Source organism: Streptomyces sp. NBC_00654 (genome assembly GCF_026341775.1).
In the GTDB taxonomy this organism is placed as follows: domain Bacteria; phylum Actinomycetota; class Actinomycetes; order Streptomycetales; family Streptomycetaceae; genus Streptomyces.
The window spans coordinates 4,234,216-4,259,886 of the sequence record NZ_JAPEOB010000001.1; the positions used below are offsets into that span (position 1 = coordinate 4,234,216).

19 protein-coding genes and 6 pseudogenes are annotated in these 25,671 nt (G+C 68.0%); 14 read left to right on the top strand and 11 right to left on the bottom strand.

Annotated features, from left to right (window positions below):
- Positions 1–736 precede the first annotated feature (736 nt).
- From OHA98_RS18005 to OHA98_RS18015, 3 genes and pseudogenes are all read right to left on the bottom strand, one after another.
- Positions 737–1,729, bottom strand: coding sequence for a tyrosine-type recombinase/integrase (locus OHA98_RS18005; protein ID WP_266927942.1), 993 nt, complete (start codon positions 1,727–1,729; stop codon positions 737–739).
- Between the two features lie 309 nt (positions 1,730–2,038).
- Positions 2,039–2,665 carry a DinB family protein gene (locus tag OHA98_RS18010; protein ID WP_266927000.1) on the bottom strand — a complete coding sequence of 209 codons (627 nt, stop codon included), beginning with the start codon at positions 2,663–2,665 and terminating at the stop codon, positions 2,039–2,041.
- A gap of 185 nt (positions 2,666–2,850) precedes the next feature.
- Positions 2,851–4,077: pseudogene (locus OHA98_RS18015) on the bottom strand (MFS transporter); the annotation flags it as partial.
- A gap of 89 nt (positions 4,078–4,166) precedes the next feature.
- Between OHA98_RS18015 and OHA98_RS18020 the strand changes: the two are divergent.
- Complete coding sequence (locus OHA98_RS18020) at positions 4,167–5,144, top strand: winged helix-turn-helix domain-containing protein (protein WP_266927002.1); 978 nt, start codon at positions 4,167–4,169, stop codon at positions 5,142–5,144.
- Here the strand turns inward: OHA98_RS18020 and OHA98_RS18025 are convergent.
- Positions 5,096–5,964, bottom strand: a pseudogene (locus tag OHA98_RS18025) (IS5 family transposase). The gene OHA98_RS18020 and the pseudogene OHA98_RS18025 overlap by 49 nt on opposite strands.
- Before the next feature lie 260 nt (positions 5,965–6,224).
- Between OHA98_RS18025 and OHA98_RS18030 the strand changes: the two are divergent.
- The 11 genes and pseudogenes from OHA98_RS18030 to OHA98_RS18075 all read left to right on the top strand — a co-directional run bounded on the left by OHA98_RS18030 (position 6,225) and on the right by OHA98_RS18075 (position 15,413).
- Positions 6,225–7,442: pseudogene (locus OHA98_RS18030) on the top strand (IS110 family transposase).
- Between the two features lie 914 nt (positions 7,443–8,356).
- A complete protein-coding gene (locus OHA98_RS18035) occupies positions 8,357–8,899 on the top strand; it encodes an EF-hand domain-containing protein (RefSeq protein WP_266927004.1) in 543 nt (180 codons plus the stop codon).
- 140 nt (positions 8,900–9,039) lie between these two features.
- Entirely contained in the window at positions 9,040–9,744 is a 705-nt protein-coding gene (locus tag OHA98_RS18040; protein WP_266927006.1) for a TenA family transcriptional regulator, read from the top strand.
- A gap of 179 nt (positions 9,745–9,923) precedes the next feature.
- Entirely contained in the window at positions 9,924–10,424 is a 501-nt protein-coding gene (locus OHA98_RS18045; protein WP_266927007.1) for a DinB family protein, read from the top strand.
- 152 nt (positions 10,425–10,576) lie between these two features.
- Positions 10,577–11,811 (top strand): annotated as a pseudogene (locus OHA98_RS18050) (IS701 family transposase).
- 113 nt (positions 11,812–11,924) lie between these two features.
- A complete protein-coding gene (locus OHA98_RS18055) occupies positions 11,925–12,176 on the top strand; it encodes a hypothetical protein (protein WP_266927009.1) in 252 nt (83 codons plus the stop codon).
- Between the two features lie 153 nt (positions 12,177–12,329).
- On the top strand, positions 12,330–12,680 hold the full coding sequence (locus tag OHA98_RS18060) for a hypothetical protein (RefSeq protein ID WP_266927010.1): 351 nt from the start codon (positions 12,330–12,332) through the stop codon (positions 12,678–12,680).
- A 2-nt stretch (positions 12,681–12,682) separates the two neighbouring features.
- On the top strand, positions 12,683–12,823 hold the full coding sequence (locus OHA98_RS42920) for a hypothetical protein (protein WP_353962253.1): 141 nt from the start codon (positions 12,683–12,685) through the stop codon (positions 12,821–12,823).
- Positions 12,824–12,935: 112 nt separating this feature from the next.
- A complete protein-coding gene (locus tag OHA98_RS18065; RefSeq protein ID WP_266927012.1) occupies positions 12,936–13,301 on the top strand; it encodes a S24 family peptidase in 366 nt (121 codons plus the stop codon).
- Between the two features lie 772 nt (positions 13,302–14,073).
- The gene (locus tag OHA98_RS18070) at positions 14,074–14,253 is read left to right on the top strand and encodes a hypothetical protein (protein WP_266927014.1); all 180 of its coding nucleotides are present in this window, start codon (positions 14,074–14,076) and stop codon (positions 14,251–14,253) included.
- 830 nt (positions 14,254–15,083) lie between these two features.
- Positions 15,084–15,413 carry a hypothetical protein gene (locus OHA98_RS18075; protein WP_266927016.1) on the top strand — a complete coding sequence of 110 codons (330 nt, stop codon included), beginning with the start codon at positions 15,084–15,086 and terminating at the stop codon, positions 15,411–15,413.
- A 161-nt stretch (positions 15,414–15,574) separates the two neighbouring features.
- Here the strand turns inward: OHA98_RS18075 and OHA98_RS18080 are convergent.
- Both OHA98_RS18080 and OHA98_RS18085 read right to left on the bottom strand, forming a co-directional pair.
- Positions 15,575–16,969 (bottom strand): annotated as a pseudogene (locus OHA98_RS18080) (transposase); the annotation flags it as partial.
- Positions 16,970–17,192: 223 nt separating this feature from the next.
- Entirely contained in the window at positions 17,193–17,747 is a 555-nt protein-coding gene (locus OHA98_RS18085; RefSeq protein ID WP_266927018.1) for an AAA family ATPase, read from the bottom strand.
- Positions 17,748–18,537: 790 nt separating this feature from the next.
- Between OHA98_RS18085 and OHA98_RS18090 the strand changes: the two are divergent.
- Both OHA98_RS18090 and OHA98_RS18095 read left to right on the top strand, forming a co-directional pair.
- A pseudogene (locus OHA98_RS18090) lies at positions 18,538–18,660 on the top strand (IS630 family transposase); the annotation flags it as partial.
- A gap of 139 nt (positions 18,661–18,799) precedes the next feature.
- Entirely contained in the window at positions 18,800–19,018 is a 219-nt protein-coding gene (locus OHA98_RS18095; protein ID WP_266927020.1) for a hypothetical protein, read from the top strand.
- Positions 19,019–19,180: 162 nt separating this feature from the next.
- Here OHA98_RS18095 and OHA98_RS18100 read toward each other — a convergent pair whose 3' ends face one another.
- From OHA98_RS18100 to OHA98_RS18120, 5 genes are all read right to left on the bottom strand, one after another.
- A complete protein-coding gene (locus tag OHA98_RS18100; protein ID WP_266927021.1) occupies positions 19,181–20,704 on the bottom strand; it encodes an aldehyde dehydrogenase family protein in 1,524 nt (507 codons plus the stop codon).
- A 191-nt stretch (positions 20,705–20,895) separates the two neighbouring features.
- Positions 20,896–22,149: a GAF domain-containing protein gene (locus OHA98_RS18105; RefSeq protein ID WP_266927023.1), complete on the bottom strand. Its 1,254-nt coding sequence runs from the start codon at positions 22,147–22,149 to the stop codon at positions 20,896–20,898.
- Between the two features lie 135 nt (positions 22,150–22,284).
- Positions 22,285–22,866: an N-acetylmuramoyl-L-alanine amidase gene (locus tag OHA98_RS18110; RefSeq protein WP_266927025.1), complete on the bottom strand. Its 582-nt coding sequence runs from the start codon at positions 22,864–22,866 to the stop codon at positions 22,285–22,287.
- Between the two features lie 37 nt (positions 22,867–22,903).
- Positions 22,904–23,920 (bottom strand): acetamidase/formamidase family protein, encoded by a 1,017-nt coding sequence (locus tag OHA98_RS18115; protein WP_266927027.1) that lies wholly within the window; start codon positions 23,918–23,920, stop codon positions 22,904–22,906.
- 300 nt (positions 23,921–24,220) lie between these two features.
- The gene (locus OHA98_RS18120; protein WP_266927028.1) at positions 24,221–25,582 is read right to left on the bottom strand and encodes an esterase-like activity of phytase family protein; all 1,362 of its coding nucleotides are present in this window, start codon (positions 25,580–25,582) and stop codon (positions 24,221–24,223) included.
- Positions 25,583–25,671: the final 89 nt, after the last annotated feature.

Below are 25,671 nucleotides of genomic sequence, written 5' to 3' on the forward strand. Positions count from 1 at the left end.
TTCAGGCCGTGGAACGGCGGCTCGGGGACCTGTCCGATGTTGAACAGCAGCACATGGACGCCGTGAAGCCTGGTCAGACACGCCTTCTGGTAGATCTCGGCGAGCTGGTCCATGGGCAGGCGGCGGCGTGCGTTGGAGACATGGCTGGCTCGCACGAACCCGGCCTCCGGCCGGGCGCAGTAGCGTTTGATCTCTTCGGCGAGCGCGGTGAGGTCGTCGAGCCGGATCGCGTGCAGATCGGGGTCACCACGCATCAGGAGAAGGCGGGTGAAGGTCCAGGTCAGGACGGACCGGCCGCTGACGGGCGCATAACCGAGCTGGAGCATGCGGGCGGAGAACGAATCGAGCAGATCCAGGTCCAGCCCGAGGTCGGCGGCCGCCTTGGGGACGAACAGGCTGTCGAAGTTCCGGCTGAGGACGTAGTCGGCGTCCAGCCGGATGCCGTGCACCAGCGAGAGGTAGGCGAGATAGGGGCCTGCGTCGTGGGACGGCCCGGTGCGTTTGCCTGGCTCGTGCGCGACGCGTTCGTGCAGGTCCAGGCGGACCAGCAACGGCTCGGCGAACCAGTCCTCCAGGTCCTGCCAGTGCTTGAGGAAGCGGTTGTAGGAGTAGCGGCGGGACTTGATCGACGCCGGAGCATCGGCGAACGTCGCACGGACCCATGCGAAGTACTCCTCCCTCGGCGCGTGGCACCGACGGCGGTCCGGTTCCGAGGCCGGCGCCAGGGCGAGTACGGTCACCGTTTGTTCTCCAGCGCGCGGGTGTAGTCGGCCAGCACGGCCTCGTCGGAGACCCGGGTGTAAACCTTCGTCGACTCCGGCGACGCGTGCCCCAATCGCTTTTGCAGCGACAGCTCCCGCATCCCGCCCTCCCACATCGCCGTGGCGTGAGTGTGCCGCAGCGCGTGTGGCGTGGTCTCCGGCGTGCGCAGGCCGAGCTTGTCCAGCCGCCGCGCGAACAGCCGCACCACCGCGTCGTAGCCCAGCGGCTCCAGACGGTGGGTGCCCTTCCCTCCGACCAAGAACACGAACGGGCTGGTCGCATCGAGGGGACGCTTGTGCATCACATAACGGCTGACCGCCTCCAGGGTGCGAGGCTCGTGCAGGTCCACCACCCGTTCGGTGCCCGGCCGCAGCCCGCCGTCCAGCATCAGCAAGAACACCGCCAGGTCCCGCAGCCGCTTCAGACTCCCGATGAACTTCTCCAGCACTGCCTCGTCCACCGGACGCGGCAGCCGCCGCGGCTGCTTGACCGTCACCGTGCGGCGTGTCGGCTGTTGACGGCTCGCGCGGCCCATGAACGGCTGATGCCGGTCCGGCACCCGGGCAAGTGCCGGGTCAAGGCGCTTTTGCATTGGGGAGTCGCCGTCGTACTCCTCGGCAATCACCGCCCAGTCGTAGAAGCTGGAGACGGCAGCCAAGATCCGGTTCACCGTCGCCGGCGCGAGCAGACTGCCCGGTGCCTCCGGACCGCCGACCACGACCGTCAGGCCCAGCCGCTGGGCGGGGCGGCGCGACGGTGCCCGCCGCAGGAATGCCAGCAGTCGCAGGGCGTCCGGGCCCCGGAACTGGCGCCAGTCCATGCCCTCAGCAGTGAGGAAGGTGAACAGGCGCCGCAGGTCGTACGCGTACGCGCAGATCGTGTGCGGAGAGAAACCCCGGTCGACCAGATGATCCAGGAACCGGCAGGCCGCCGTGACCTGTTCACCGTCCCCGTCGACCAACCGCACAAGCCGTACGACACCGTCATCGCGTTCCTTGACCACCCGCACACAGGCCTCCCCAAGCCTGCACTCGGACGGCCCAACGAGACCTGTACCTCCGCGGCCACGGCGCCGGTTCAGGCGTCACTCGAAGGTGTCCAGATAAGGAGATGCTGGGCCGCTCCTCCTTGCGGCTGCCCGATCTGCCCGGCGGTATGAGGTCGCTGCGTGCCCCGGACGCGGCCGATGAGTGGACCGGGAGGAAGGGGATCGCTGCCGACCCCGGCCGTTGTCTGGCGGCATACGGCCGCCGGACAAGGTCGCACACCGCCGAAATCAGACGCCTTCGCGCAGGTACAGGTCGCGCAGCAGGCCGATCTCGCCGCCGTGATGTGTGACCTCTTTCAGAGCGTGCAGCGCGAGCTTCAGATAGGTCTCATCGGCCCAACCGCCGGGGCCCATGCCTATCGGCGCCAACAGGCGCTTGTCGCCGAGGGCCGCGATACGGGAAGTGAAGTGCTCCCAGTCCTCGGCGAGCGCCTGGACGCCCTCTTTCGCGGTGCCCGGCCACTCGTGGCGGTCACCGAACTCGGGGATGTCCTCGAAGAAGTGGATCACATAGCCGCGCAGGCAGAGGCTGCCTATGTGCCAGATGCGCCAGGCGATCGTCGTGAAGGGGTCCGGTACCTCCGGACTCGATTCCGGAAATAGCGTGGCGACGCGGAAGACGCCGTCCTCGCCGGGGCGGATGCTGATGCAGTCGCTCACCGGCTCCCAGTGGTACTCGGCGTCGGTCAGGTCCTTCATACGCTCGAACAGCCGGAAGCGCACGTTCTCGAAGATCGCGAGAATGTCCCGCGTGACGGGGTCGGGCACGATCATGTCAGTCATGTCAACTCCAGGGCTCGGTAGTTTCGGGTCGGTCGGGATGATCAGGATCGACGGGTCGGCCGGCTCGGTCACGTACCGCCGCCTCTGCGTGTGTCGCCGGGTGCGTGACGGCTCGTGGCCGACCCGGCCTGCGACGATTACTGCGCTGGAGAGCTGCGCGCATGCTGTTCGGTGCCGTTCTCCGCTTCCGTTGAGTATTTCGGGACAGGGACAGGGACAGGGACAGGGACAGGGACAGGGACCGGGGAGGCGGGCGGGTGCCAGGTGAGAATCCAGCCGGCGGTAAGCGCCGTCGCGCCGCCTGCCAGGGCGATTGCGCCGCCTGTTCCGATGCCTGCGGCCACCGAGCCGAAGCAGGCCGGCCCGACGCCCTGCAGGGTCATGCTGCCGGAGCCGAGCAGACCGAAGGCCTGGCCCTGGCCGTCCTGCGGCAGGGCGTCCAGGAACGGCCGTTACAGGCCGAGACCGGAGGCGAATCCGAAGCCGCAGAGCAGCAGCAGACAGGACGAGACGCCCACTCCGGGCTCGGCAGCGAAGCCGACCAGCGGCAGTCCCATCAGCACAATCAACGGGACTACCAGTTGCTCCCGGGTGGGTGGGCGCAGGAATCGACCCACCAGCAGGTCACCGACAAGCATGCCGACCGGCAGACAGCCCATCAGCACCGCGTACCAGCCGGGCGCGAAGTGGCGTTCTCCCGCGTAGGCGACGATCAGGCCCTCCGCGCCCGCTACGAACGCGGGCGGTAGCCACTGGGCCAGCATCAGTTGTCGCACCGTGTGTCCGCGCAGCAGCAGGCCGGCACCGTGCAGGCTTGCCCGGACGGCCCCGCCAGCGCCCCGGGCGCTGCCGGGTGTGCCGCCGAACTCTCCCAGCTGCAGCCGGGGTAGCCGGATGAGGATAGCGAGTGCGCAGCCGAGGTAGAGGGCGGCGCTTACCGCGAGCGCCCGGTGCGGGCCGAGCACCGCGACGGCCGCACCTCCCAGCGCCAGACCGAACAATTGCGCGCCGGAGGCAGCGATGTTGTTCAGTGAACGGCCCAGTACATAGGCGTCGCCCTCCAGCCACTGCGCGACCAGCCGACTCGACGCGCCGTGAAACACCGGTGTGGCGAGGGCGACCAGCGCCACGACACCGAGGCTTGCCACGATCGGCATCCGCACCAGGGCGAGCAGCAGGGCGGCGGCGCACGTCAAGGCGTAGCCGCCGGTGATGAGCGCGCGGGGCGGCAGCCGGTCGGCCAGTGAGCCCAGCAACAGCGAACCGAACAGCTGCGGGAGGAAGCCGATGCCGAAGGCCAGTGCGCTCAGCAGCGCGGAGCCGGTGGCCGAGAAAACCAGAACCGAGAACGTGGTGATTCGCAGCGCGTCCGCAGTGATCGCGACGGTGCGGGTTGAGAAGAGCAGCCGGAAGCGCGGCTCGGCCAGCACCTCCCGGTAGGTGGCACGGTGGTTGACCTGCGCGGGTTCGGTGGTTGGGGTCATGACGCCCAGCCTCGCCGTGCGCCCACGTCACTCACCAATGATTCGTCGCTGGACGAATCTGAACAGACGCCCCGCGGTAGCATGGCCAGGTGCTCCGCTTCGAAGTCTCCGTCGAGGACCTGCTGCGCAGCCGCTTCGCACTGTCGCCCGCGCTGGACCTCTGCTTGCTGTTGCGCTTGCTCGTCGGCCAAGACCGGCCGCTGCCGCGAGCCTGGGCCACCCGGCTACTGCCGGCCTTTGAACGGCTTCGCCGCGAGACCGAACTGAACGCCGCCCTCGCGCTGCAGGCCCCGCAAGGCGGACCGAACTTCGTCGCCCCGCCCCCGCGCGGCCTCAACCAGACCTGGGCGGACGACCTGGCCATGATCCGGGCCACATCGCTGGAAGCGGCCCGCCACGAATTCGCCGCCACCGCGACCGGCCCGTCCGCCCGTGACCCCCGCGTACGCGCAGTGCTGGACTCACCGGACGCCGTCTCCAGGATCGCCGAGGCGATGGACCAGGCGTGGCACGAGCTGCTCGCCGCGGACTGGCCGCAACTGCGCGCGATCTGTGAGCGCGATGTCGTGCACCGGGTGGGTGTGATCGGTGAACACGGCTGGGCCACGACCATCGAGAGCCTGCACCCGGGCATCGCCTGGCGCGCCGGCGGTATCGAGATCGGCTTCTTCCGAGGCGGAACAGTCCGCCTCGCCGGCGACGGGCTCTTGCTGATCCCTTCGGTCTTCGTCGGGCATATCGCCGCCCACCTGGAAGACCCCTGGCCCAGGACCTTGGTCTATCGTGCCCGCGGCACCGCCGGCCTGTGGGGCGAACAGGAGGCCGTCCCCCGACCGGACGCGCTGACCGCTCTGGTCGGCCGGGCCCGAGCCCGGCTGCTGTTGGCGCTGGACGCCCCGGCCAGTACCAGCCACCTCGCCCGAAGCCTCGCCATGGCACCCGGCGCGGTAGGAGACCACCTCGCCATCCTGCGAGGCGCGGGGCTGCTCGTCCGCGCCCGGTCCGGACGATCGGTGCTCTACCGGCGCACGCCGCTCGGCGAGGCCCTGGTCGGCGGTTCGGGCTGAGGGCTCGGATCAGCTTTCTTGAGGCGTCGCCAGCAGATGATTGCGCAGCCGAGAGTGAGGAAGGCCCTGGTGGATGTCGGCGCGGACTTCCCAGCGGATACGCAGTCGGCGGAACCAGCGCAGAAGTGCGAAGGCCGCTTCTACGACCCAGCGGTTCTTGCCCGGGCCGCTTCCGTGCTCGGTGACCCGCCGGGCGATGAGCGGGCGGATGCCCAGCTCACGGACCTGGCGGCGGTAGACGTTGTGGTCGTAACCGCGGTCGGCGTAAAGGACGTCGGGGCGCTGACGGGGTTGTCCGCGCTTGCCGCGGATGGGCGGTACGGCGTGGATCAGGGGCAGGAGCTGGGTGACGTCGTTGCGGTCGCCACCGGTCATGGTGGCGGCCAGGGGTATGCCGTGGACGTCGAGAATGACGTGGTGCTTGCTGCCCGTCTTGCCCTGGCCCACTGGCGAGGGCCCGGTGGCGTCTCCGCCCTTCAGAGCCCGCAGGTGGGAGCCGTCGACGGATGTGCGGGACAGGTCCAAGACGTCCCCCAGCTCGGAGTTCGGCGAGCAGGAGTTCGTGCAACTGCTGCCACACGCCGACCTCCTTCCAGTCGCGCAGTCGCTGCCAGCAGGTCGTCCCGGAGCCGAAGCCCAGCTCCTGCGGCAGGAACTCCCACCGGATCCCCGTGTACAGCACGAACAGGGTCCCGTACATGGCCAAGCGCTGGTCAAGCCGTTGACGTCCGGGATAGCGGTAGCGCCGCTTCACTACCGTCAGCAGCGGTTCAACCCGCTCCCACAGCCCGTCCTCGACCTCCCACGGCTTGTGCTTCATCCCCCGTTATCTTTTTCGCGGTCCTGCAATGGGGCTGTTGGCCTCCGGGCCCGGCATGACTGTGTCCCCCTCTGTCGAAGCGATGACCTGGGGGGCACCGAGTCCGTGGGGTGCCGTCGGAGACGCTGATGAGAGGTCCGGCCACCGCCTGGCCCGATGCAATGCCGGGCAGCTCGCGGGCGGCAGGTCTGCATGACGTGGAGGCGCGCGTACGACACCCATGCCGAGGCCCACACGTTCAACTCGCCTGGAGCGGCGCGATGTTCGACACAGAAAACGTGGGCGTGTTCCTGGGCATGGACGTCGGCAAGAGCGCCCATCACGCCCACGGGCTGACCCCCGCCGGGAAGAAGATCTTCGACAAGCAGCTGCCCAACAGCGAACCGAAACTGCGGGCCGTCCTCGACAAACTGACCGCGAAGTCCGGCACCGTCCTGGTGATCGTCGACCGGCCCGCCGCCATCGGTGCTCTGCCCCTGACCGTCGCACGGGACGCGGGCTGCCAGGTCGCCTACCTGCCCGGACTCGCGATGCGGCGGATCGCCGATCTTTATCCCGGCGAGGCGAAGACCGACGCGAAGGACGCGGCGGTGATCGCGGACGCCACCCGGACAATGCCCCGCACTCTGCGCTCGCTGGAACACACCGACGAGTTCACCGCCGAGCTCACGGTCCTGACCGGCTTCGGCCAGGACCTCGCAGCCGAGGCCACCCGGACCTCCAACCGGATACGCGGCCTGCTCACCCAGTTCCATCCCGGCCTGGAGCGCGTCCTGGGCCCGCGACCGGACCACCCGGCTGTCACCAGGCTCCTCGAACGATATGGGTCCCCGGCCGCCCTGAGGAAAGCCGGCCGCCGCAGACTCGTCGAACTCATCCGGCCCAAGGCCCCGCGGACGGCGGCATAGAGGCTGGTCGACGACGTCTTCGACGCCCTCGACGAACAGACCGTCATCGTTCCCGGCACGGGCACCCCCGACATCGTGATCGCGTCCCTGGCCACCCCGCTCGCAGCGGTCCACGACCAGCGCAGAGCGCTCGAAGCCCAGGTCAGCACCCTGTTGGAGGCCCACCCTCTTCACCCGGTCCCGACCTCGATGCCCGGGGTCGGAGTCAGGACCGCTGCCGTCCGGCTGGTCACGGTCGGCGACGGCACCGGGTTTCCCAGCGCAGCCCACCTCGCCTCCTACGCCGGCCTCGCCCCCACAACCAAGTCGTCCGGGACCTCGATCCACGGCGAACACGTACCACGAGGAGGAAACCGGCAGCTCAAACGCGCGATGTTCCTCTCCGCCTTCGCCTGCATGAACGCAGACCCTGCCTTCCGTACCTACTACGACCGCCAACGCGCCCGCGGCAAGACCCACACACAAGCACTCCTCCGCCTCGCCCGCCAACGCATCAGCGTCCTGTTCGCCATGCTCCGCGACGGCACCTTCTACGAGCCCAAAACCCTCACTGCCATCCAGGCCGCATAGCCACCCCCAAGCCCGCACACCCGGCACCACGACCTTGACGAAGGAAAAAGAGGCCACCCCCCAGCGTGAGCGGGGTGTCTGCGGCGACTGGTTTGGCGGGTCCTCCCCCCGGCGGATCTCCGCGACCTGCCGAGGATGGGCAGCGAGTGGTCCGGGGTCATGTTCAGCTCAGTGAGCCTGCCGCGGTCGATGTACCGAGCTGCTGCCCGTTTCCCTGAACATCCAGCGCGGGCACTGTTTCCCAGCTGCTGTCGAATCGCTGTGCTGCGACGTGAACAGAGCCAGGAGTTTTCGCTCAGTGTCCGAGCCAGCCGGCTTCGGCGAGTGATCCGATGCTGGTGGCGGCTGCGAGGCACCAGGGCGGGATGCGGTGGATGGTCAGGTAGAGGCCACCGAGGGGGAGTTCCAAGACGGGGTGAGGGATTTCGCAGGTCAGGCGGCGGGGGTGATGAGTCGGTCGATGAAGCGCCGGGTGCCGGGGTGGGTGGAGTGGACGCGGGTGGTGTGGGTGCCGCGGATGAGCAGGAGGCGGTAGATGTACTCCGAATCCGAATGCTCCGACGAGCCACAGCAACATCCCCGCGACCTGGAATCTTGACGCTCACCTGACGCGACAGCCGGTCCGCCGAATCTGCCCCCGCCCACGCACCTCGCAAGCCCAGAGTCCCCGTCAGCGAACCGACGAGGACTCATGAACGATCGAGGTCAGTGGACGGTAGGGCTACCGTCGCTGGGAAACTGGCAGATCAAATTAATCACTCGAATGAGTGGTGAAGCTTTGGTGCCGACGCCCGGGAAGGGAAACGCTGCCACCCTGAGCGCACGAGTCATCGCTCGTGGACCGGGTCGCGGTGGGTATTCGATTCGCCCGCACCGCACAGAAGATTCGAGGACTTCGCATGCAGGAAATATCAATGATTCACAGTAAGGCCCAGCATTACTACAACGTTTTCCACAAAGAGCGTGCTGGCTGGGTCGGCGAGACCGACGTGTACGCCTGGGTGGGCCGCACGACGCGGGAATTCAAGCTGACGCCGGGAACCGCCCCCGCCGACGCGCTGCAGAGATCCCTTCTGGAGTACTGGCAGAGATTGTTTGTCCCTATGGACACGGACGGGGACGGCGTCGTATCACGCGACGAATTCCTGGCCGGGTTTGTCAGCCTGGGGGACAAGCCGGATGACTACGCGCGGATCGTCACGCCGTCTGCCAAGGTCTTCGTGGCCACTGCCGATGTCGACGGAGACGGCGAACTCGACAAGTCCGAGTTCAAGCGCCTGTTCCAGTCCTCTTTCGCGCTGAGCGAAGAAGACATCGACGTGTCCTTCGCCGACATCGACACCGACAGCTCCGGCTCCATCTCAACTGACGAGCTGAGAGCGGCCATTCGCGTGTTCCACAGCAGCTCTGATCCGGACGACCGAGGTCACCGCCTCCTGGGAGCGCTGAGTTCCTGAGCCGACGGAACCGGACAGCATCCTCCAGGCCAGAGTCCCTCGCCGGCGGGTGCTGATTCCATCCGGAACCGGCGATCTGAGGTGCTCCGCCAGTTCCGCATCGAGCCGCGTTCAGGAACAACACGCCAGGAGAAACGACCGTGACCACCCATCTGCGGACAACCAAGGCCCCACTGGTGACAGCGCTCGCCAAGCACATCGTGGCCGAGGCCGGTGTCCTGAACAATCCGTACTTCCGAACACTGGTAGACGGAAGCATGTCGTTGGAGAACTTCCGCACAAGCCAGGAGCAACTAGGCTTCGCCGTCACCTACTTCGCCCGTCCGATGGCTGCGTTGGTGTCCCGGATCGAGCACCCCGCGGATCGCATCGGCATCCTGGGCAATGTTGTGGAAGAACACGGCGGATTCCGCCCTCAGGAATTCCATCACGAGACCTTCCGCGGATTTCTGGCAAGCATCGGCAGCGACACCGCACGGCTCAACAGCCTGAAGATGATGCCGGCCGTCCACGCCTACAACAGCGTTCTCAGTGCGGTGTGCACGTGGGAGGACCTGCAGGTAGGAATCGGCTGCATGGGTGCGATTGAGTACGCATTCGCCTCGGTATCAGCCATCACGGGCAACGCGGCTGTGAACCGCGGTTGGGTGGCTGAAGCCGACCTGATGCACTACGGCCTCCACTCCGAAATCGACGAACAGCATGCAGAGGATTTCTTTCTGCTGCTGGAACCCCACTACCGAAACCCAGCCGCACGACGCCGAATCGACCAAGGTCTCGGCCTGGGAGCGTACGCACTGAACCGCCTCTACAGCGATTTGTCCGAACTGGGTCGTTCACAGTAAAACTGATCACGGCTGGGCGAGCAGGAAGGTTGCGAGCGCGGTCAATACGGACACGATCGTGTCTTCCGCCGCCCGGGACGACCGTGCTAGTGCTCCAGCTGTAGATCGTGATCTTCATGCTCGATAGCACGCAGCAGCACCGGTCGGGGATGCCCTCATGATCCGGTAGCGTCCGGGACATGACAGCCAACCAGTTCTCGACCTCTACCGAGCGGGAGGCCCTCTGTGGCTTTCTCGACAAGCAGCGCGCCGATCTGCTTCGGAAGGTCGGCGGTGTCTCTGACGCGGATGCCCGCATGACTCCGACGGTGAGCTCGTTGTCCTTGATGGGCCTGCTCAAACACTCGGCCCTCTGGGAGCGCAGGTGGTTTCAGATCGTCGTTGCGGGACGGGCACTTCCCGGCGAGTGGCCCGAAGCAGAGGTCCGGGACTGGAGGGACGAAGACTTCCGTGTTGACGAGCAGGACACGGCGAAGCACTGGACGGCCTTCTTCGAGGAGCAGGTGGCTATCTCGCGTGAGATCGTCGCAGGCATGTCATTGGAGGCTCCGTGCAGTCGACCCGACCTGGCGGACCGGAACCTGCGTTGGGTCCTGCTCCACATGATCGAGGAGACTGCCCGGCACGCCGGTCATGCGGACATCATTCGCGAGAGTCTCGATGGCAGCCGCGGTATATAGCGCTCCGCCGCAAGCCCGACCTGGGGCAGGGGCCTGCTGACGATACGAGCACGGCCACCGTTGATCATCGGTGTGTGAAGACTGAAGACCATGCGGTGGCCGCAGGTCACAGCGTAGACCCTGCTCGGTGGCAAGAGGCGTTCGAATGCCTGATGGGCCGGATCGCGGGCCGGTTCAAGCGGGTCGAGCCCCGGCGCCGGGTCCGGCGATTGGTGCTCGGGCTCCTGTCGGACCTGCCGCGTAAGAACTGCTGGACGATCGCCGAGTGGGCCGGGGAGTCCACCCCGGATGCCATGCAGAACCTGCTCAGCCGGGCCAAGTGGGATGCCGACGCCGTCCGCGACGACGTACGCGGATACGTGGTGGAGCACCTGCATGACGAGCGGGCGGTGCTGGTGGTCGACGAGACCGGCGATGTGAAGAAGGGTATCGGCACGGTCGGCGTCCAGCGCCAGTACACCGGCACCGCGGGCAGAATCGAGAACGCCCAAGTTGCCGTCTACCTGGTCTACGCCGGTCAGCGCGGGCACGCCGCAGTGGACTGCGAACTGTATGTTCCGCGTTCCTGGACCACCGACCCCGACCGTTGCCGCGCCGCCGGACTCGGTGAGGAGACCGCCTTCGCCACCAAACCTGAGCTGGCCACCCGCATGGTCGCCCGGTTCCTGGACGCCGGCCACCGGGCCGCTTGGGTAGCGGGCGACGAGGTCTACGGCGGCAACCCCAAGCTGCGAAGCGCGCTGGAGGAACACGGCACCGGCTACGTCCTCGCGGTGGCCTGCTCGCACGAAGCCACCACCAGCGCGGGGAAGTTCCGCGCGGACACCCTGGCGAAGAAGGTGCCCAAACGGGCCCGGCAGAAGCTCTCCGCCGGAACCGGAGCCAAGGGCCACCGCTTCTACGACTGGCCGTCATCGACCTCGCCAGCCCCGATCCAGGCAGCCGTCAACTGCTGATCCGACGCAACCGCAGCACCGGCGAACTGGCCTACTACCGCTGCTACTCGCCCACCCCAGTGCCGCTGACCGAGTTGGTACGCGTCGCTGGATCAAGGTGGCGAGTGGAGGAGTTCTTCCAGTCCGGAAAGGGCCTGGCCGGATTGGACGAGCACCAGGTCCGCCGCTACGCGTCCTGGTCGCGCTGGGTCACTCTTGCCATGCTCGCGCACGCCTTCCTCGCCGTCGTCCGCGCAGACGAACACGTCCGCCACCCTGCACCGGACGGCCTCGCGCCGCTCACCTGCAATGAGATCCAGCACCTGTTCATCACCCTCGTCGTCCAGCCCGTCCACACCGCTGCCTACCGACTCTGCTGGTCCATCTGGCGACGCCTCCACCAGGCCCGATCCCACACAAGCCACTACCAACGACAAGCCACCCAGGCATGAAGATCACGATCTACAGCTGGAGTACTAGCCTGCGCTGTCGTCTCCGCCCTGGCCGGCCCTGCGGTCGGAACGCTGCGCCTGCAGCGCCCCGACCGCGGCGAGGTGCCGGCGGCATGGGGCGGGGCGACATCGTGGCGTTCTCCCACCGCATGGGTCACCTCATCACGACGGGAAAGCTCAGCGCGGCCCGCCGACTGGCTTCACCCGGGTTCGTCCGCCGGGTCCTGCTCCGGTTCCGCACTCTGGGCCTGAGCAGTACCGGGGGAGTGCTGGAGGGGATGCCGGTCGGCTTCGTGATCTGGCCCGAGGACATGCCGGACGACCGGAGGGCACCGAGGCCTGCCGCGACCTGCCCGACACAGTGATGCGCGTCCTGTGCGTCGACCTCGGCCGCCTGGAAGCGATGAGCAACACCGAACCCGGGTGGCAACCGAACTTCTCATCGACAACGCCGCCGCCCCGACGAGATCTGCACCCCGGCCCTGAACTGCCTGGAGAGCGACCCCGACGGCTCGTCCGTGCTCATCCACGACAACCACAAGGCCTACCGGCTCGGCCGCCGCCTGCCGATCCGCGGCGAGACCGCCGACGAGATCCGCCGCCAGCAGCAACGCGTGCGCGACCGATTCCCGGCCGCCCCACCAAACCGGCTCAAGCTCCTGCCCCGCCCGAGGACGAACCCCGAGGGCACCAAGACCTTCAAGAGCATCGCCGCCGCCCACCGGGACGGGGTGGCCTTGCTGCCCGACCTCGTCTTTCCCCTCGTCACCACCGAGTCCGGCACCCAGGCGATCCACCATCCGGCCGGAGCTCGCGGCCACCGCTCAGTTCAGAGTTCCTCGCCACGGGCGGCTACGACACGGCGCTGAAGCTGTGGTACCTCACCGCGCGCCGTGAGAAGGCAACCTTCGAAGGACACACCGATGTCGTCCGGACGGTGGCCTTCAGCGCCGACGGCACCACTCTGTACTCAGGCGCCCTCATGGAGCTGCTGGCCTGGGACGCGAACTGAGGGGTCGCGAAGAAGGAACTAGTGCCGCATCAGGCAACGTTTCGCCTCGCCTGTGGAGCATGGAGGCGTAAATCGGTGGGGTGATTGCAGGGGAGTCTGCGACGATCGCCGGATGGGTGCATTGGATGCGGTGGCAGGCAGGGTTGCTGGCGGGGCCACTGCGGCGTTCCGGCCCAGCGGCTCCTCGATGGTCCCGCTGATACGCAGTCGGCAGCAGGTGGTCGTTGCTCCGGTCGACCCGTCGAAGTTGGAGGTCGGGGACATCGTCCTCGCCCGTGTCGCCGGGACGGTCTACCTGCACTTGGTGTCGTCCGTGGACCCCGCCAGGAAGCGGGTGCAGATCAGCAACAACCGTGGCCGCGTCAACGGCTGGACCAGCCACGATCGTGTCTTTGGCATCTGTGTGGCGGTCGACGGCGTCACCTGGTCACGTGCCGGAGGCAAGACGCTCGCGGCCGACTCCAACGACTCCTCCTGAACCTGGCGCTCCAGCGGCATCGCGCCGCCGAGCTGTGCGGGTGGCAGAATGGGTGCGCGTTCGCGAGATCGATGACGACGAGGGACGGCGGTTACTGCGGATCATCCACCGGGGCACGGGCTCCGTGGTGACCTGGCGGCGCGCGCCGACCTGAAGCCGGCAACGTGATCATCGCCGACGACGGCCGCGCGTTATCGACTTCGGTATCGCCTGCGACGTGGACGCCAGCTCGCTGACCGCTACGGGCACGGTCATCGGCACGTGCAGCCGCAGCCGCAGGCGGGGCCGCGACCGGCAAAACGACAAGGCAGGCGGCTTGTCCGACGCCGGCGACAAGCCCCGCCCTGTGCCGGGCACTTAGAAGCCGGTCGGAGCCGAAGAGGTCGTCCGGCTCAAGGGAATCCAAGACGGCGGACGCTTGCCTTCAGCGAGGACGGCCAGCAGCTGTACGGCGCCGAAACCGACACCATCTGGCGCTGGAATCCGAGCATTGAGGCAGGCGACCCGGTCCGCATCGGCGGCGCCCGGAGGCACCTGCAGTCCGCGGTGTATCAGCCGGGGCCTCAGTTTCCTCGACAGTGCCGAGGAGAACAAGGTCCGCATCTGGGACACGACCAACGGCAAGACCGTGCACACGTTCACGTTGCCCACCGAGAAGGGCCCGACCCAAGAGGGCTGGCCCCTGGGCCTGACAGTCAGCGCGGACGGTCAGAGGCCGGCCGCGAGCACCGGGGATGGCCTGTACCTTGGGGAGCTGCCGTCAAGCAAGCACATGAGCGTCTCCCCGAGCGACCCCGGCGGCCCTGTGGCGTTCCGTGACGACGGTGGAATGCTGGTCAGCGGGCAGTCCCTGGAGACCTTGACCCCCGCGGGCAAGACCACCGGTACGGTCAAGGACAGCAGCAACGCCAAGGTCGCCGTGTTGAGCCCGGACGGAAGCCTCCTCACGTAAGGGAAGCACGACGGCCACATCGTGCTGTGGAACACCGAGTCCTGCTCGAAGGTCATCCGGTTCAAAGGCTGGGCCTCAGCCCTCGCGTTCCAACCGGACGGACACCTCCTGGTCAGCGGCGCCGACTCGACCGTCCATGCACCTCCAGCAGATCCCGCAGAACACCCGTGCCCACCACCTGCTCTATCCCTCCGCAGCGACGCCGAGTGCCTCCACAACCCGTTCGACCAGAGCCTGTGGAACCGCCGCATGATCTCCTACGGACTGGCCCGGCAGACGATCTGCACTCTCGGCTTCGCACTCTCCCAGGACGCCACCAGCCACCATCTCAACCAGAACAGAGGCGGACAGCGAGACGGCCGGTGACGGGGGGAGCCACCGGCGGAGGCCTCCGGCCTCCAGCCTCCGCCGGACACTCTGCCGGAGTTGTGGATGCGGTGGTTTACCGCCGTTCAGACGCTGAACGTGCACATCGTGGTCCGTCGAGGTGCCGCTGTCGACTTCATTCTGAAGAGCCGTTCGTGGCGGTCACGGTGGCCGGTCCACAAACGGGTGCTCTTCGCCACCATCTCCGCTTCATGACGCTGACCTGCGCTGACGGGGGATGACAACAGGATCTGGTGGACTCCCGGGGGCCTGCGGGCACGATCTGCATCAAGGCGACCGTGGTCGTCTCGGTCCGCAGCGGTCAGGGTGCCCGCCGTCTCCCGGCCGTCCGGTGTGTGTTGGTCTCCACGGTTCGGAGTGCCTTCCCGGCGGGGGTTACGCGAGCGTGTGAGGCTGGTGTTGACCGGGCCGCGTGGCGGCTGTTGGACGGCTGGGAGTATGCGGTGGATGACCAGAGGCAGGGGTATGAGCAGACGTACACGGAGCTGCTGGCGGTGGTGGCGCGGCTGGATGCCCTGCGACGGCGCGGTGGGCGCGAGCTGGACCCGATGGCCACTGCGGCGATGCATGCCTCCAGTCACGCGGCCTGGACCCTGTGGCGCGCCATGCGGCGGGAGGTGACTCCTCCGCTGTTCGCCGATCTGGGCGACGAGTTCCTCGACCTGGCCAGGGAATGGACCATCAGCCCGCCCCCGCCCCGGGCCGGGACCAATGCGGCGCATGCCGCGGTACTGGCCTGGGACGGGCGGCCCTCGATGATGGACCCGGGGTGAACCGCTTCTACGACGGCATCAACACGACGATCCTGTCCGGCGGTCTCGGAATGGCGGGGCAGGGTGGCAGCAAGGGCGGTAGGGGTGTCACCGAAGGCCAAGCTTGACGTCTGTCCAGTCGGGCCGGCGATGAGGGCGGCGGGCGGCTCTGGTTTGTCCTGTCTCCCGACGGGATGAATGCGTGCACGGTGCTTGTTCTTCAGGCCGGTTGGCCGGCTGGGCCTGCGATGGTGGATTTCGGTGCGCCGGCCGGCTGAGGGGGTGTCCCGTGGAGGCGGTGAGATCCTCGACGGACGCGTGCGGGTGTGAGGCGCCCTTGACGTGCGGGCTGTTCCCAAGGACGACGGAGATCTTCCGCGAGGGGGCGGGCGGGACGGAGCTGGGCGTGGACAGCTATGACGAGCCAGGTCGAGCGGTCGATGGCGGCCGGTCTGCGGAGTTTGGGTGTAGTCCACCCCAACGTCCGCTGATCATCCTGAAGGTGTACTCCGGGTCGAATCCGCGCACAAACGCCTGCCAGAGCCGGTCCGCGGACCCGGCAGCAGGGGCAGTGCCCGACCACCACAGCAAGACCGGCCTCGGGCTGCGGTCTCCACGGAGGTGGTCGAACTGAAGGTGGATGACAGTGCCTTCGATGACCGGTGACTCTCAACTCTCCCTTGGGGTGGGTCGGCCCAGGCCGAGCGGCGGACCAGTAGCGGGTGCGGCCGGTCCCAGGCAGTGGCGACGGCTTTCCCGTAGTGGGTGGTATCGGTCACCGTGGTGACGGACGGGGGCGGCTGAGTTACCGAGGCCTCGAACGCGAACTCCGCTCCGCGCTTGGGCTTGCGGCCGACCTTGCCAGGCGGCTGCGGCGGGGGCGGGAGATACCGTACGCGATCCGAACGCATCCGACCCGGCATCTCCACGGGCAGGTCCGCCAGCAGGAAAGCGAGGCGGGGCCACGTCGTAGCCGGCATCGGCGACGACCAGGACGGACGGATCCCCGACCTGCCACTGGCCTCTCAGATGCAGCCGCTGGAACACGGCCTGGATCTGGGCTGCGGTGCCGCGGTCGCGTCGTCCCAAGGGCACAGCCGGACCACATCCAGCATGGCGGTCCACGACGTCCGCCCCCTGCTCCAGAGCGGCCACGAAAGAGTAGGGCATCCGGGGATCATCTGGGCCGAGCCCCTGCCACGACCATACGTGTGACAGAACAGCCGTTCCGGGCTGGTATTCGCATCCGTCCGCAGCCAGTTGCTCACATCGACCGCCAGCACCAGCTGCCCCTCGGCCGTCCGCGGAAGTGGTAACCCCGCCAGCGGCCTGCGCAGCCGCGACACGTCGAGGTGCCCCTGGTTCACCCCGCAGTACAACGCACCATGACCACGCCGGTACTCCGGCGCCAGGGAGAGCTCGACCAACGACCTCACCCGGCCGTCCGCACCGATCAAGGCATCACCCAGCTCGAACAACGCATCACGCCGTCCGGTCAGACACGCATACAACTCCATCCGGAAGCAGGCGAATTCCGAAACCGCATCCCGCTGGACCTCGTGCTGCGGCAGACTCATGGCTACGGCCTTCGTGCTGGTCAAGCGCCTCTGCGACGGAGCGCATGATCAGGCGGAGGTCGCTCCCACGTCAGCTACTCAGCTGAAACAACGGCAAGTTCGAGGTCGCATTCGACCGCGGACGATAAACGTCAAGCCAAGTCGGTCCGCTTCTGAGGCGTACATCGATCGCCAGTAGAACGACGGAGACTCATGACGCGGACGAGATGGACGACGAGCAAACTCAGTTGATGCGCGAGGGCAGCCCTGCGAGACCGGTGTCGCGCATGATGCGCTCGACCGTGTCAATGAGGGCGCTGTCGGCTCCGACTACGGACTCGACGCCTCCGGGGAGGAGATCGCGCTCGCGATACCACTCGCGCAGCTCCTGCTCAGTGACCCGGGCCACATAGTCACGATCGGCTTTTGAGGCATGTCGGGTCAGTGTCTCCTCGATCGGGATATCGAGGTAGTAGCAGCGGGAGACTCCGCGATGGTCTCCGAGCAGCCCCGCAAGCATGTCGCCGTATCGGTCGGCGTACAGGATCCCTTCGACCACCACGTGGTAGCCCGCGTCCAGCGCGTAGCGGGCGACCGCGTCGATCAGCCCGATGTTGGCGCCGCCAGGCACATCACGCTCTCTCAGCACGATCCGCCTCAAGTTGTCCTGACCGACCAGAGCCAGGCCACGGCCGAACCGGTCGCGTATCCCCGCCGCCACCGATGACTTGCCCGACGCCGAGTTCCCTCGAACGACCACGAGCCGGGTCTCTTCACTTCCTACGATCAGTCGGGGCACGGCTACCTACCCCCAATAGCTGCGGCGCAGTGTTTGAAAGAAATCAGTGCCCCCCGTACACAAGCCCTGGTCTCGCGGGCGAAGAACTTCACCGAGGGCGAGACTCTCACGTACAAGCGGGCCCCGCTCTCGCCGGCCAGCTCCCACATCCGGGAGCGGTGCCAGTCGTGAGAGACCTCGCGTACGACCACGGCCGGCCCGGTTCGCTGCTCCGCCCAGTCCCGCACCGTCGCGGGCAGGAGTTTGGTCTGCCTCACGCCGTGCACCTCGCGCTCGGGGGAGCGGCGTGCGAGCAGCGAGAGGAGTCGGCGGCGGCGAGGGATGGGGGCACGGTTCCTCCTTGAGGGGCCTCGTACAGCCAAGTCGGTGAAACGCGTGGGATCCGCGAATTCGTGCGTACTACGTCCTGCTGAAATGCCGAAATGCTGGAATCCGGGCTTGATGCGCACTGGCGGATCGGTTGGGGATACGTAATTCGCTCCGGATGGCACTGTGCGTCGTCGAAGGGCTGGTGTGCTCCACGGCCGACGCATTCATGGGCCCCCCCGTCAGACGGACGGTGAGTGCCGGTGGGAGGTTCTGTAGTGGATCAAATAGGCACACTGTTTTTCGTCGAGTGAAGGTTTGTCCTCGCTCTCGACTGCCTCGCTGATGCTGTTCTCGATCGAGAAGCGGTAGGCCCACTTCTCGAAGGTGGGAGGGCAGTACTGGAGAGCCTTCATCTGCTCGTCCAAGTCGTCGATGTCACTGTTGCCGTTGAACTCGCCGCCGCTGTCGTGGGCTTCGTACTCGTGACTACCATGACCCGCTGATCGCTGCCCACCAGCAGTTCGGCGGCTCGATCGTGCTGGTCTGGGACAGCCTCAACGTCCACAAGGCCGCCGGGCTGCGGGAGTTCGCCGCATCCCGGGACTGACTGACCATCAGCCCTGCCTGATCAGCTGCACGACCCCATGCGTTCAACCGCAGTACTTTGACGCTTCGGCGTACGGCATCGCGTGGGGACGGGCGCGTGAGGCGGTGCTCACCCCGACGAGCACGCCCTTGAGCTGGTGAAGCGCCCATACGACCTGCGACACGCGGGAACCTCGTTCTGGCTTTCCTCGGGTGTCGACCCTGCGGAGTGCGTGCGCCGGGCCGGACGGAGCGTCCAGGTGCTCTATCGCTACTACGCCGAACTCCTGGCCGAGGCGCGGAATCATGCCAAGACCTTGACAGAGGAGTCGATGCGGCGATGGGAAGGGCAGGACGGCACCGCATGGAACACATGAGCCTGGCCTTGGCCCGGAAATGCCCGGGAACAGCTGGTCGGAGGTGGGACGGGAGCGGGAGATACACTGAGAATTACCTCGCATCTCGCTCCATGGCCTGGATGCGCGAAACGAAGGGCGCCTGGCAGGTAAAACACTTGCTCAGGCGCCCTTTGCCTGCGGCTAGAAGAAGCCCAGCTTCTTCGGCGAGTACGACACGAGGAGATTCTTCGTCTGCTGATAGTGCTCCAGCATCATCTTGTGGTTCTCCCTGCCGATGCCCGACTGCTTGTATCCGCCGAACGCGGCATGTGCCGGATACGCGTGGTAGCAATTCGTCCAGACCCGGCCAGCCTTGATGGCGCGGCCCGCCCGGTAGGCGGTGTTGACGTCACGGGTCCACACGCCCGCGCCGAGGCCGTAGAGCGTGTCATTGGCCGTGGCGATCGCGTCGTCGAAGTCGGTGAAGGACGTCACCGCGACGACCGGGCCGAAGATCTCCTCCTGGAACACCCGCATCCGGTTGTCACCCTCGAAGACCGTCGGCTGGACGTAGTAGCCGCCCTCCAGCTCACCGCCGTGCTCGATACGCTGACCACCGGTCAGGATCTTCGCGCCCTCCTGCTGACCGATGTCCAGGTACGACAGGATCTTCTGCAACTGGTCGTTGGAGGCCTGGGCGCCGATCATGGTGTCGGTGTCCAGAGGGTGCCCCGGCACGATCTGTTCGGTCCGGGCGATGCCGGCTTCCAGGAACTCGTTGTAGTGCCCGCGCTGGATCAGCGCGCGCGACGGACAGGTGCACACCTCACCCTGGTTGAGGGCGAACATGGTGAACCCTTCCAGGGCCTTGTCCAGGAAGTCGTCGCTCGACGAGGACACGTCGTCGAAGAAGATGTTCGGTGACTTGCCGCCCAGCTCCAGAGTCACCGGCTTGATGTTTTCGGAGGCGTACTGCATGATCAGCCGCCCCGTCGTGGTCTCACCGGTGAACGCGATCTTCGCGACACGGGGGCTCGACGCGAGGGGCTTGCCGGCCTCCGCGCCGAAGCCGTTGACGATGTTGACGACGCCCGGCGGGAGCAGGTCGGCCACCAGTGTGAGCCAGAAGTGGATGGACGCCGGGGTCTGTTCGGCCGGCTTGAGCACGACCGCGTTGCCGGCGGCGAGTGCCGGGGCGAGCTTCCAGGTAGCCATCAGGATGGGGAAGTTCCACGGAATGATCTGTGCGACCACGCCCAGCGGCTCGTGGAAGTGGTACGCGACGGTGTCGTCGTCGAGCTCGCTGAGCGAGCCCTCCTGGGCGCGCAGCGCACCCGCGAAGTACCGGAAGTGGTCGATGGCCAACGGGATGTCGGCGGCCAGCGTCTCGCGTACCGGCTTGCCGTTCTCCCAGCTCTCGGCGACCGCGAGCTCCTCCAGATGGGCCTCCATCCGGTCGGCGATCCGGTTCAGGACCAAGGCGCGGTCGCCCGCGGAGGTCGCCCCCCAGCCGGGTGCCGCGGCGTGCGCCGCGTCCAGGGCCAGCTCGACGTCCTCAGCGGTACCACGGGCGATCTCGGTGAACGGGCGGCCGTTGACGGGGCTCGGGTTCTCGAAGTACTGGCCCCGGGTCGGCGGGACGTACGCGCCGCCGATCCAGTGGTCGTAGCGCGACTCGTACGAGACGATGGCGCCCTCGGTGCCCGGCGCAGCGTAACGGGTCATCTCTGTGGCCTCCCGGATCCGGTGCCGCCCGCCGTTGGACGGCCCTCGGCGCGAGGCTAGGGAACGTGACGTTGCAAGGTCGTTGCATCCCGCTCCCGCAAGCGACGGGCGCCTCGCACCCACCGGGGGCGGGCACCCCACGGCTGCCGGAGGCGGGCACCCCCGTGCCCGGGGGGAGACGATCTCGCCCGTCACCCGCCCTGTTCCGTGTCGAGACTGCGCACCCTGGCCAGCAGCGGGGCCCGCCGTTCGGCCGGCACCGCCCCGGCGAGGGCCCGCCACACCGGCAGGTCCTCCTCGCCCCACGGGCTGTACGCCCAGTCGGCGAGCAGGCCCGGATCGCCCCGGGCGATCAGCGCCGCCCGCAACTGGTCGGCGAGCCGCCGGCGCAGCCGGACCACGGCGGGGGACTGCGAACCCGGCAGCAGCGGTCCCGCGTACGCATCCAGCGCGGCGGCCACCGCCCCGGAACCCAGCAGCCGCGCCACCGTGTCGAAATCGGCGTCCACCGGGGCGGCGATCCGGTACGGCCGGGAGCGCAGCAGACCGGGCCCCAGCAGCCTCCGCAGCCGGGAGAGTTCGGCCCGCAGGGTCACCGGAGTCACCGACTCGTCCTCGTACAGCTCGACCAGCAGTTCGTCGCCCCCGACGCCTTCGGGATGGCGGGCCAGTGCCACCAGGATCTCGCTGTGACGCCTGCTGAGACGGATCCTCCGGCCCTGGGCTACGAGCACGGCCTCGTCCCGTCCCAGTGCCCCGAGCCGCACGGACTCGCCGGCCGGCGGCGGTGCCAGAAGGGCCAGCTGCGACTCGGCCGCACGCGCCACGGCCTGGACGAACGCCAGGCTGTGAGGGTGTGCCAGCCGGTCCCCGCCCGTGATGTCCACGGCGCCCAGTACACGCCCGGTCCTCGGGTCGTGCAGCGGGGCCGCGGCACACGTCCACTGCTGCACCGGCCGCAGAAAGTGCTCGGCGCCGAAGACCTGGACCGGCCGGTCCAGCGCGATGGCGGTTCCCGGCGCGTTCGTCCCCGCCACGGACTCCGCCCACCGGGCGCCCTCCGCGAAGTTCATCAGCCCGGCGCGCCGTCGGGTCGCCGCGTGGCCCTCGACCCACAGCAGCCTGCCGTGCGAGTCGCAGACCGCGAGCAGGTGCTCCCCGTCCGTCGCGTACGTGCTCATCAGCTCGCGGATCACCGGCATGGCACGGGCCAGTGGGTGGGCCTCGCGATAGGGAATCAGCTCCTCGGCGCCGAGTTCCATCAGGGCCGCCCCGTCCGGGCTGACCCTGGCCCGCGCCGAGCGGCGCCATGATTCGGCCACCACGGAACGTACCGGCCGCTCCAGCCTGTCTGCCGAGGTGAACGCCTCGTGCGCACGGTGCAGTTCGCCGAGCCGTTCGCCGGGATCCGCGTCGGGTGCCAGGGCCACCCAGGGGTCCGTCAACTCACCCTCCCGTCCATGGGTGTCGCGCCCCATCGTTACCCCGGTCCGCCGCCGTGACAACCTCGGCGCGGAGAGTGATTGTCCCGGTCAGCCGGACAGGTGGGCCGAGAAAGGGAAGGCTGTGGGGCAGGTGGGTCAGGTGAGATTCACGAGGCGGATGTAGCGGACCCAGTCCCAGTGGGCGCCGGGATCCGTGTGGTCGCTGCCCGGGACCTGGTGGTGGCCGATGATGTGGGCCCGGTCCTTCGGGATGCCGTGGCGGTCGCAGATGTCCGCGGTGAGCTTCGCCGACCGCTCGTACATCGCGTCGGTGAAGTAGGCGGGCTGGTCGACCCAGCCCTCGTGCTCGATGCCGACGCTGCGGGTGTTGTAGTCCCAGTTCCCCGCGTGCCAGCCGATGTCCCGCTCCCGTACGCACTGGGCCACGTACCCGTCGCCCGAACGCACCACGTAGTGGGCGGAGACCTGCTTGGCCGGGTTCTGGAAGATGCCGATCGTCTCGTTGAACGTCTCCTGCGTGACATGGATGACGACGAAGTCGACCGGATATGCCGAAGGCCGTGTCGAGGCGGTGTAGTTGGAGGTGGACGCGGGAGCCCAGTTCGCCGCCGGGTAGTCCGTCTCGGCGGTCGAGGCGGCGACCGCCCGTACCGAGGCGGGCAGCAACGCCGCCGCGGCGGTGACGGCGGCGCCCTGAAGAATCCTTCTGCGGTGCATCGGCACTCCTGGGGGAGGACGGGACGGTGACACAGGATCAGGACCGTGGCAACACCGAGGCTGTCTCCCGGAGATGACGATGGAGACCGCGATTCGGTTCCCCGGTGGGCAGCCATTCCTTGCGGATCTTGGCCACGCAGGTGTAGTTGGTGTCGCAGACGTTGGCCAGCGGCGCCTCACCGGCCTGGCTGACCAGTTGGTAGGCGTCGAGTTCGGAGAGACCGTAGTCGCGGACCAGCCATCGTACGAGGTCCAACTGGGAGATCCGGAAAGCGTCTTCGAGCGGCCGGGCGGAGCCGGTGGACATCAGATGGGTGTCGGACTCGATCCGCGGCCACGGGGTGGCGACACCCTTCAGCAGTTCGACCAGTACCACGGTGTTCATCGCGCACTCCACGGCGACGCCGCAGGTCTCGCCCTCTCCCTGGCGGGCGTGCCCGTCGCCCAGACTGAGCAGCGCGCCCTCGACGTTGACGCCCAGATAGCAGGTCACCCCGGCCCGCATCTCCGGCGTGTCCATGTTGCCGCCGTGCGCGTCCGGCACCAGGGCGGAGCGGACCTCCAGGTTGGCCGGGGCGACACCGACCGTGCCGTGCATGGGGTCCATCGGCAGCTCCACCTGGATGTCGCTGTCCCTGGCGTTGAACAGGCAGGTCCGCCGGGCCCGGTCCAACTGCCACATCCACACCACCTCGGGCAGCGGGGCCTGGAGCGAGGCCGTGGTGTGTGTGGAGGTCAGCGCCCCGAACAACGGCACGGTCGTCGACGCGGCCCAGTCCCTGGCCGGCTCGATCGACACGAAGTGCACCGCCACGGTGTCGCCCGGCTCGGCCCCCACCACGTGGAAGGGGCCCGTCTGCGGATTGAGGAACGGGAACTCGCACACCTGCGACACCAGGTCCCTCTCGGAACGCACCCGCCCCGCGAAGCAGTCTTCGGTATACAGGTCGAGGAAGGTGCCCGGTTCGATCCGTGCCACCGGAGCGGCGCCGCCGAACGTCCAGGCGTATTCGCCCTCGCGCGGTCGTACGGTCAGGATCCTGGGGTCACTCATCGCTGTGCCGCTCCTGTCTCGGGCTCGGGAGTGGGTTCGGTCCCGGGCGGACGCGAGGAGCACGCCGTGCGTTGTCCGATGTACGGCCGAGCGTCCGGCGGGGAGGGGCCTACCGTACGGCCGCTGCGCAGGTGACGGAAGACGGCGCGCGTGGGCAGGAGGGGGGCGGGCGGCAGCGCGGCGATCGCCGGGCACAACCTTCAGTGGGCGTACGCCTGCTGAGAGCTGGGCCCGGCGATCGCCGCGCGTGCTGAGCGATCCGGCCGTTCGGCCGGTCAGCTGTATGAGTGGTTCAGCCGTTCAGTCGTTCAGCGGGCGAGGCAGCTTGAGGGACGTCACCGATGTCTCGATGCCGCTGTCGACCAGCCGTCCGTTCGTGTCGAAGGCGTCGGCGCCGTCCGTCATCCCGAAGTCGTTGTCGTTGATGAGCGCGAGCGTGCTCCGGCCCGTGACCGCGACACCTTCGATCTTGCCGGGGATGCCCGGGACCGTACCGAGATCGATGACCAGGCGCTTGCGCAGCACCCGCACCCCGGCCGCCGCGGGGTCCGTCAGTTCCTCGTACGAGGGTGAGGTCTTCGGGTCGTCCCAGGACGAACCCAGGATGCCGGAGCCGCGGGGGAGTGTCACCCGGTGCAGCCGGGCCGCCTTGTCGGTGCGCTCCTCGACCAGCAGTGTGTCCCGGTTCAGGGCGACGACCGAGGAGATCTTGAGCTCGGAGGTGTCGTCCTCGCTCGGGTCGACGACCTCGACCGGGTCGAAGCGGTAGGCGTATTCGGCGGTCACCGCGTGCTTCTTCGTCGAGAAGCGCAGCAGCCGGACATTGCGCGAGGCCTCGCCCGCGTCCTCGTCGGGCAGCGAGAGCGGGCTCTGCACCGCCATCACCAGATCCCCGCCGGGCAGCAGGGCCAGTCCCTCGAAACCCCGGTTGATCTTGCGGTGCAGCAGCACTCCGGGAAGCGCCTCGACCACCGGGTAGTCGGCGCCCCTCAGCCGCAGGCCCTCGGGTACGTAGCGGGCCAGCACACGGCCGCGCGAGGAGACATGGACGAGCGAGGGGCCGTACTCGTCCACCAGCCAGAACGAGCCGTCCGCCGCACGGACGACGCCCTCGGTGTCGAGACCGTTCGGGTTGTACGTCAGCGGCGTCGTCGCGTCGTACGTGTAGGGAGCCTCGTCGCGGCTCCCCTGGTTCGGCAGCCCGGTGACCGGAGCGCCGGACCGGGTAGTGAGCGGGATGGCGCTCAGGACCTCGACCCGCTTGCCACCGACCCGGATCTTCACGATCGCCGGATCGAACCCCGGCACGGGGAACGTACGACGCTTCTTGCCGTCGACCTTGATCTGGCCGTTCGGCCCGCGGTCCGTCACCGTCCAGAACTCGCCCTTGCGGCCGGCCGGGTAGATGTCGCTGCCGATGCCGCCGAGCTGCACATCGCGGTCGTCCCGGACCGTGCCGGGCAGCAGACCGTTGCTGAAGCCGGCGAGCGGGATGTCGCCCAGCACGGCGCTTCCGGTGATCCGCGCGGTCCGGTCGGGACGCTCGTGGTGTCCGTGGCGCTCCTGCGGACCGGCGGTCGCGGTGGCGGCGACACCGAGAGTGGACAGCAGAGCGAGCGGCAGCCCGACGGCAAGGGTACGACGGACAACACGCGCGGACATGGGGCCTCCAGGGGCACAAAGATTCTTCGGCGACGTCAGGTTCTGCCCCCACGCGCAACTCCCGGTGACATCGAGTTGAACGTGGGGGC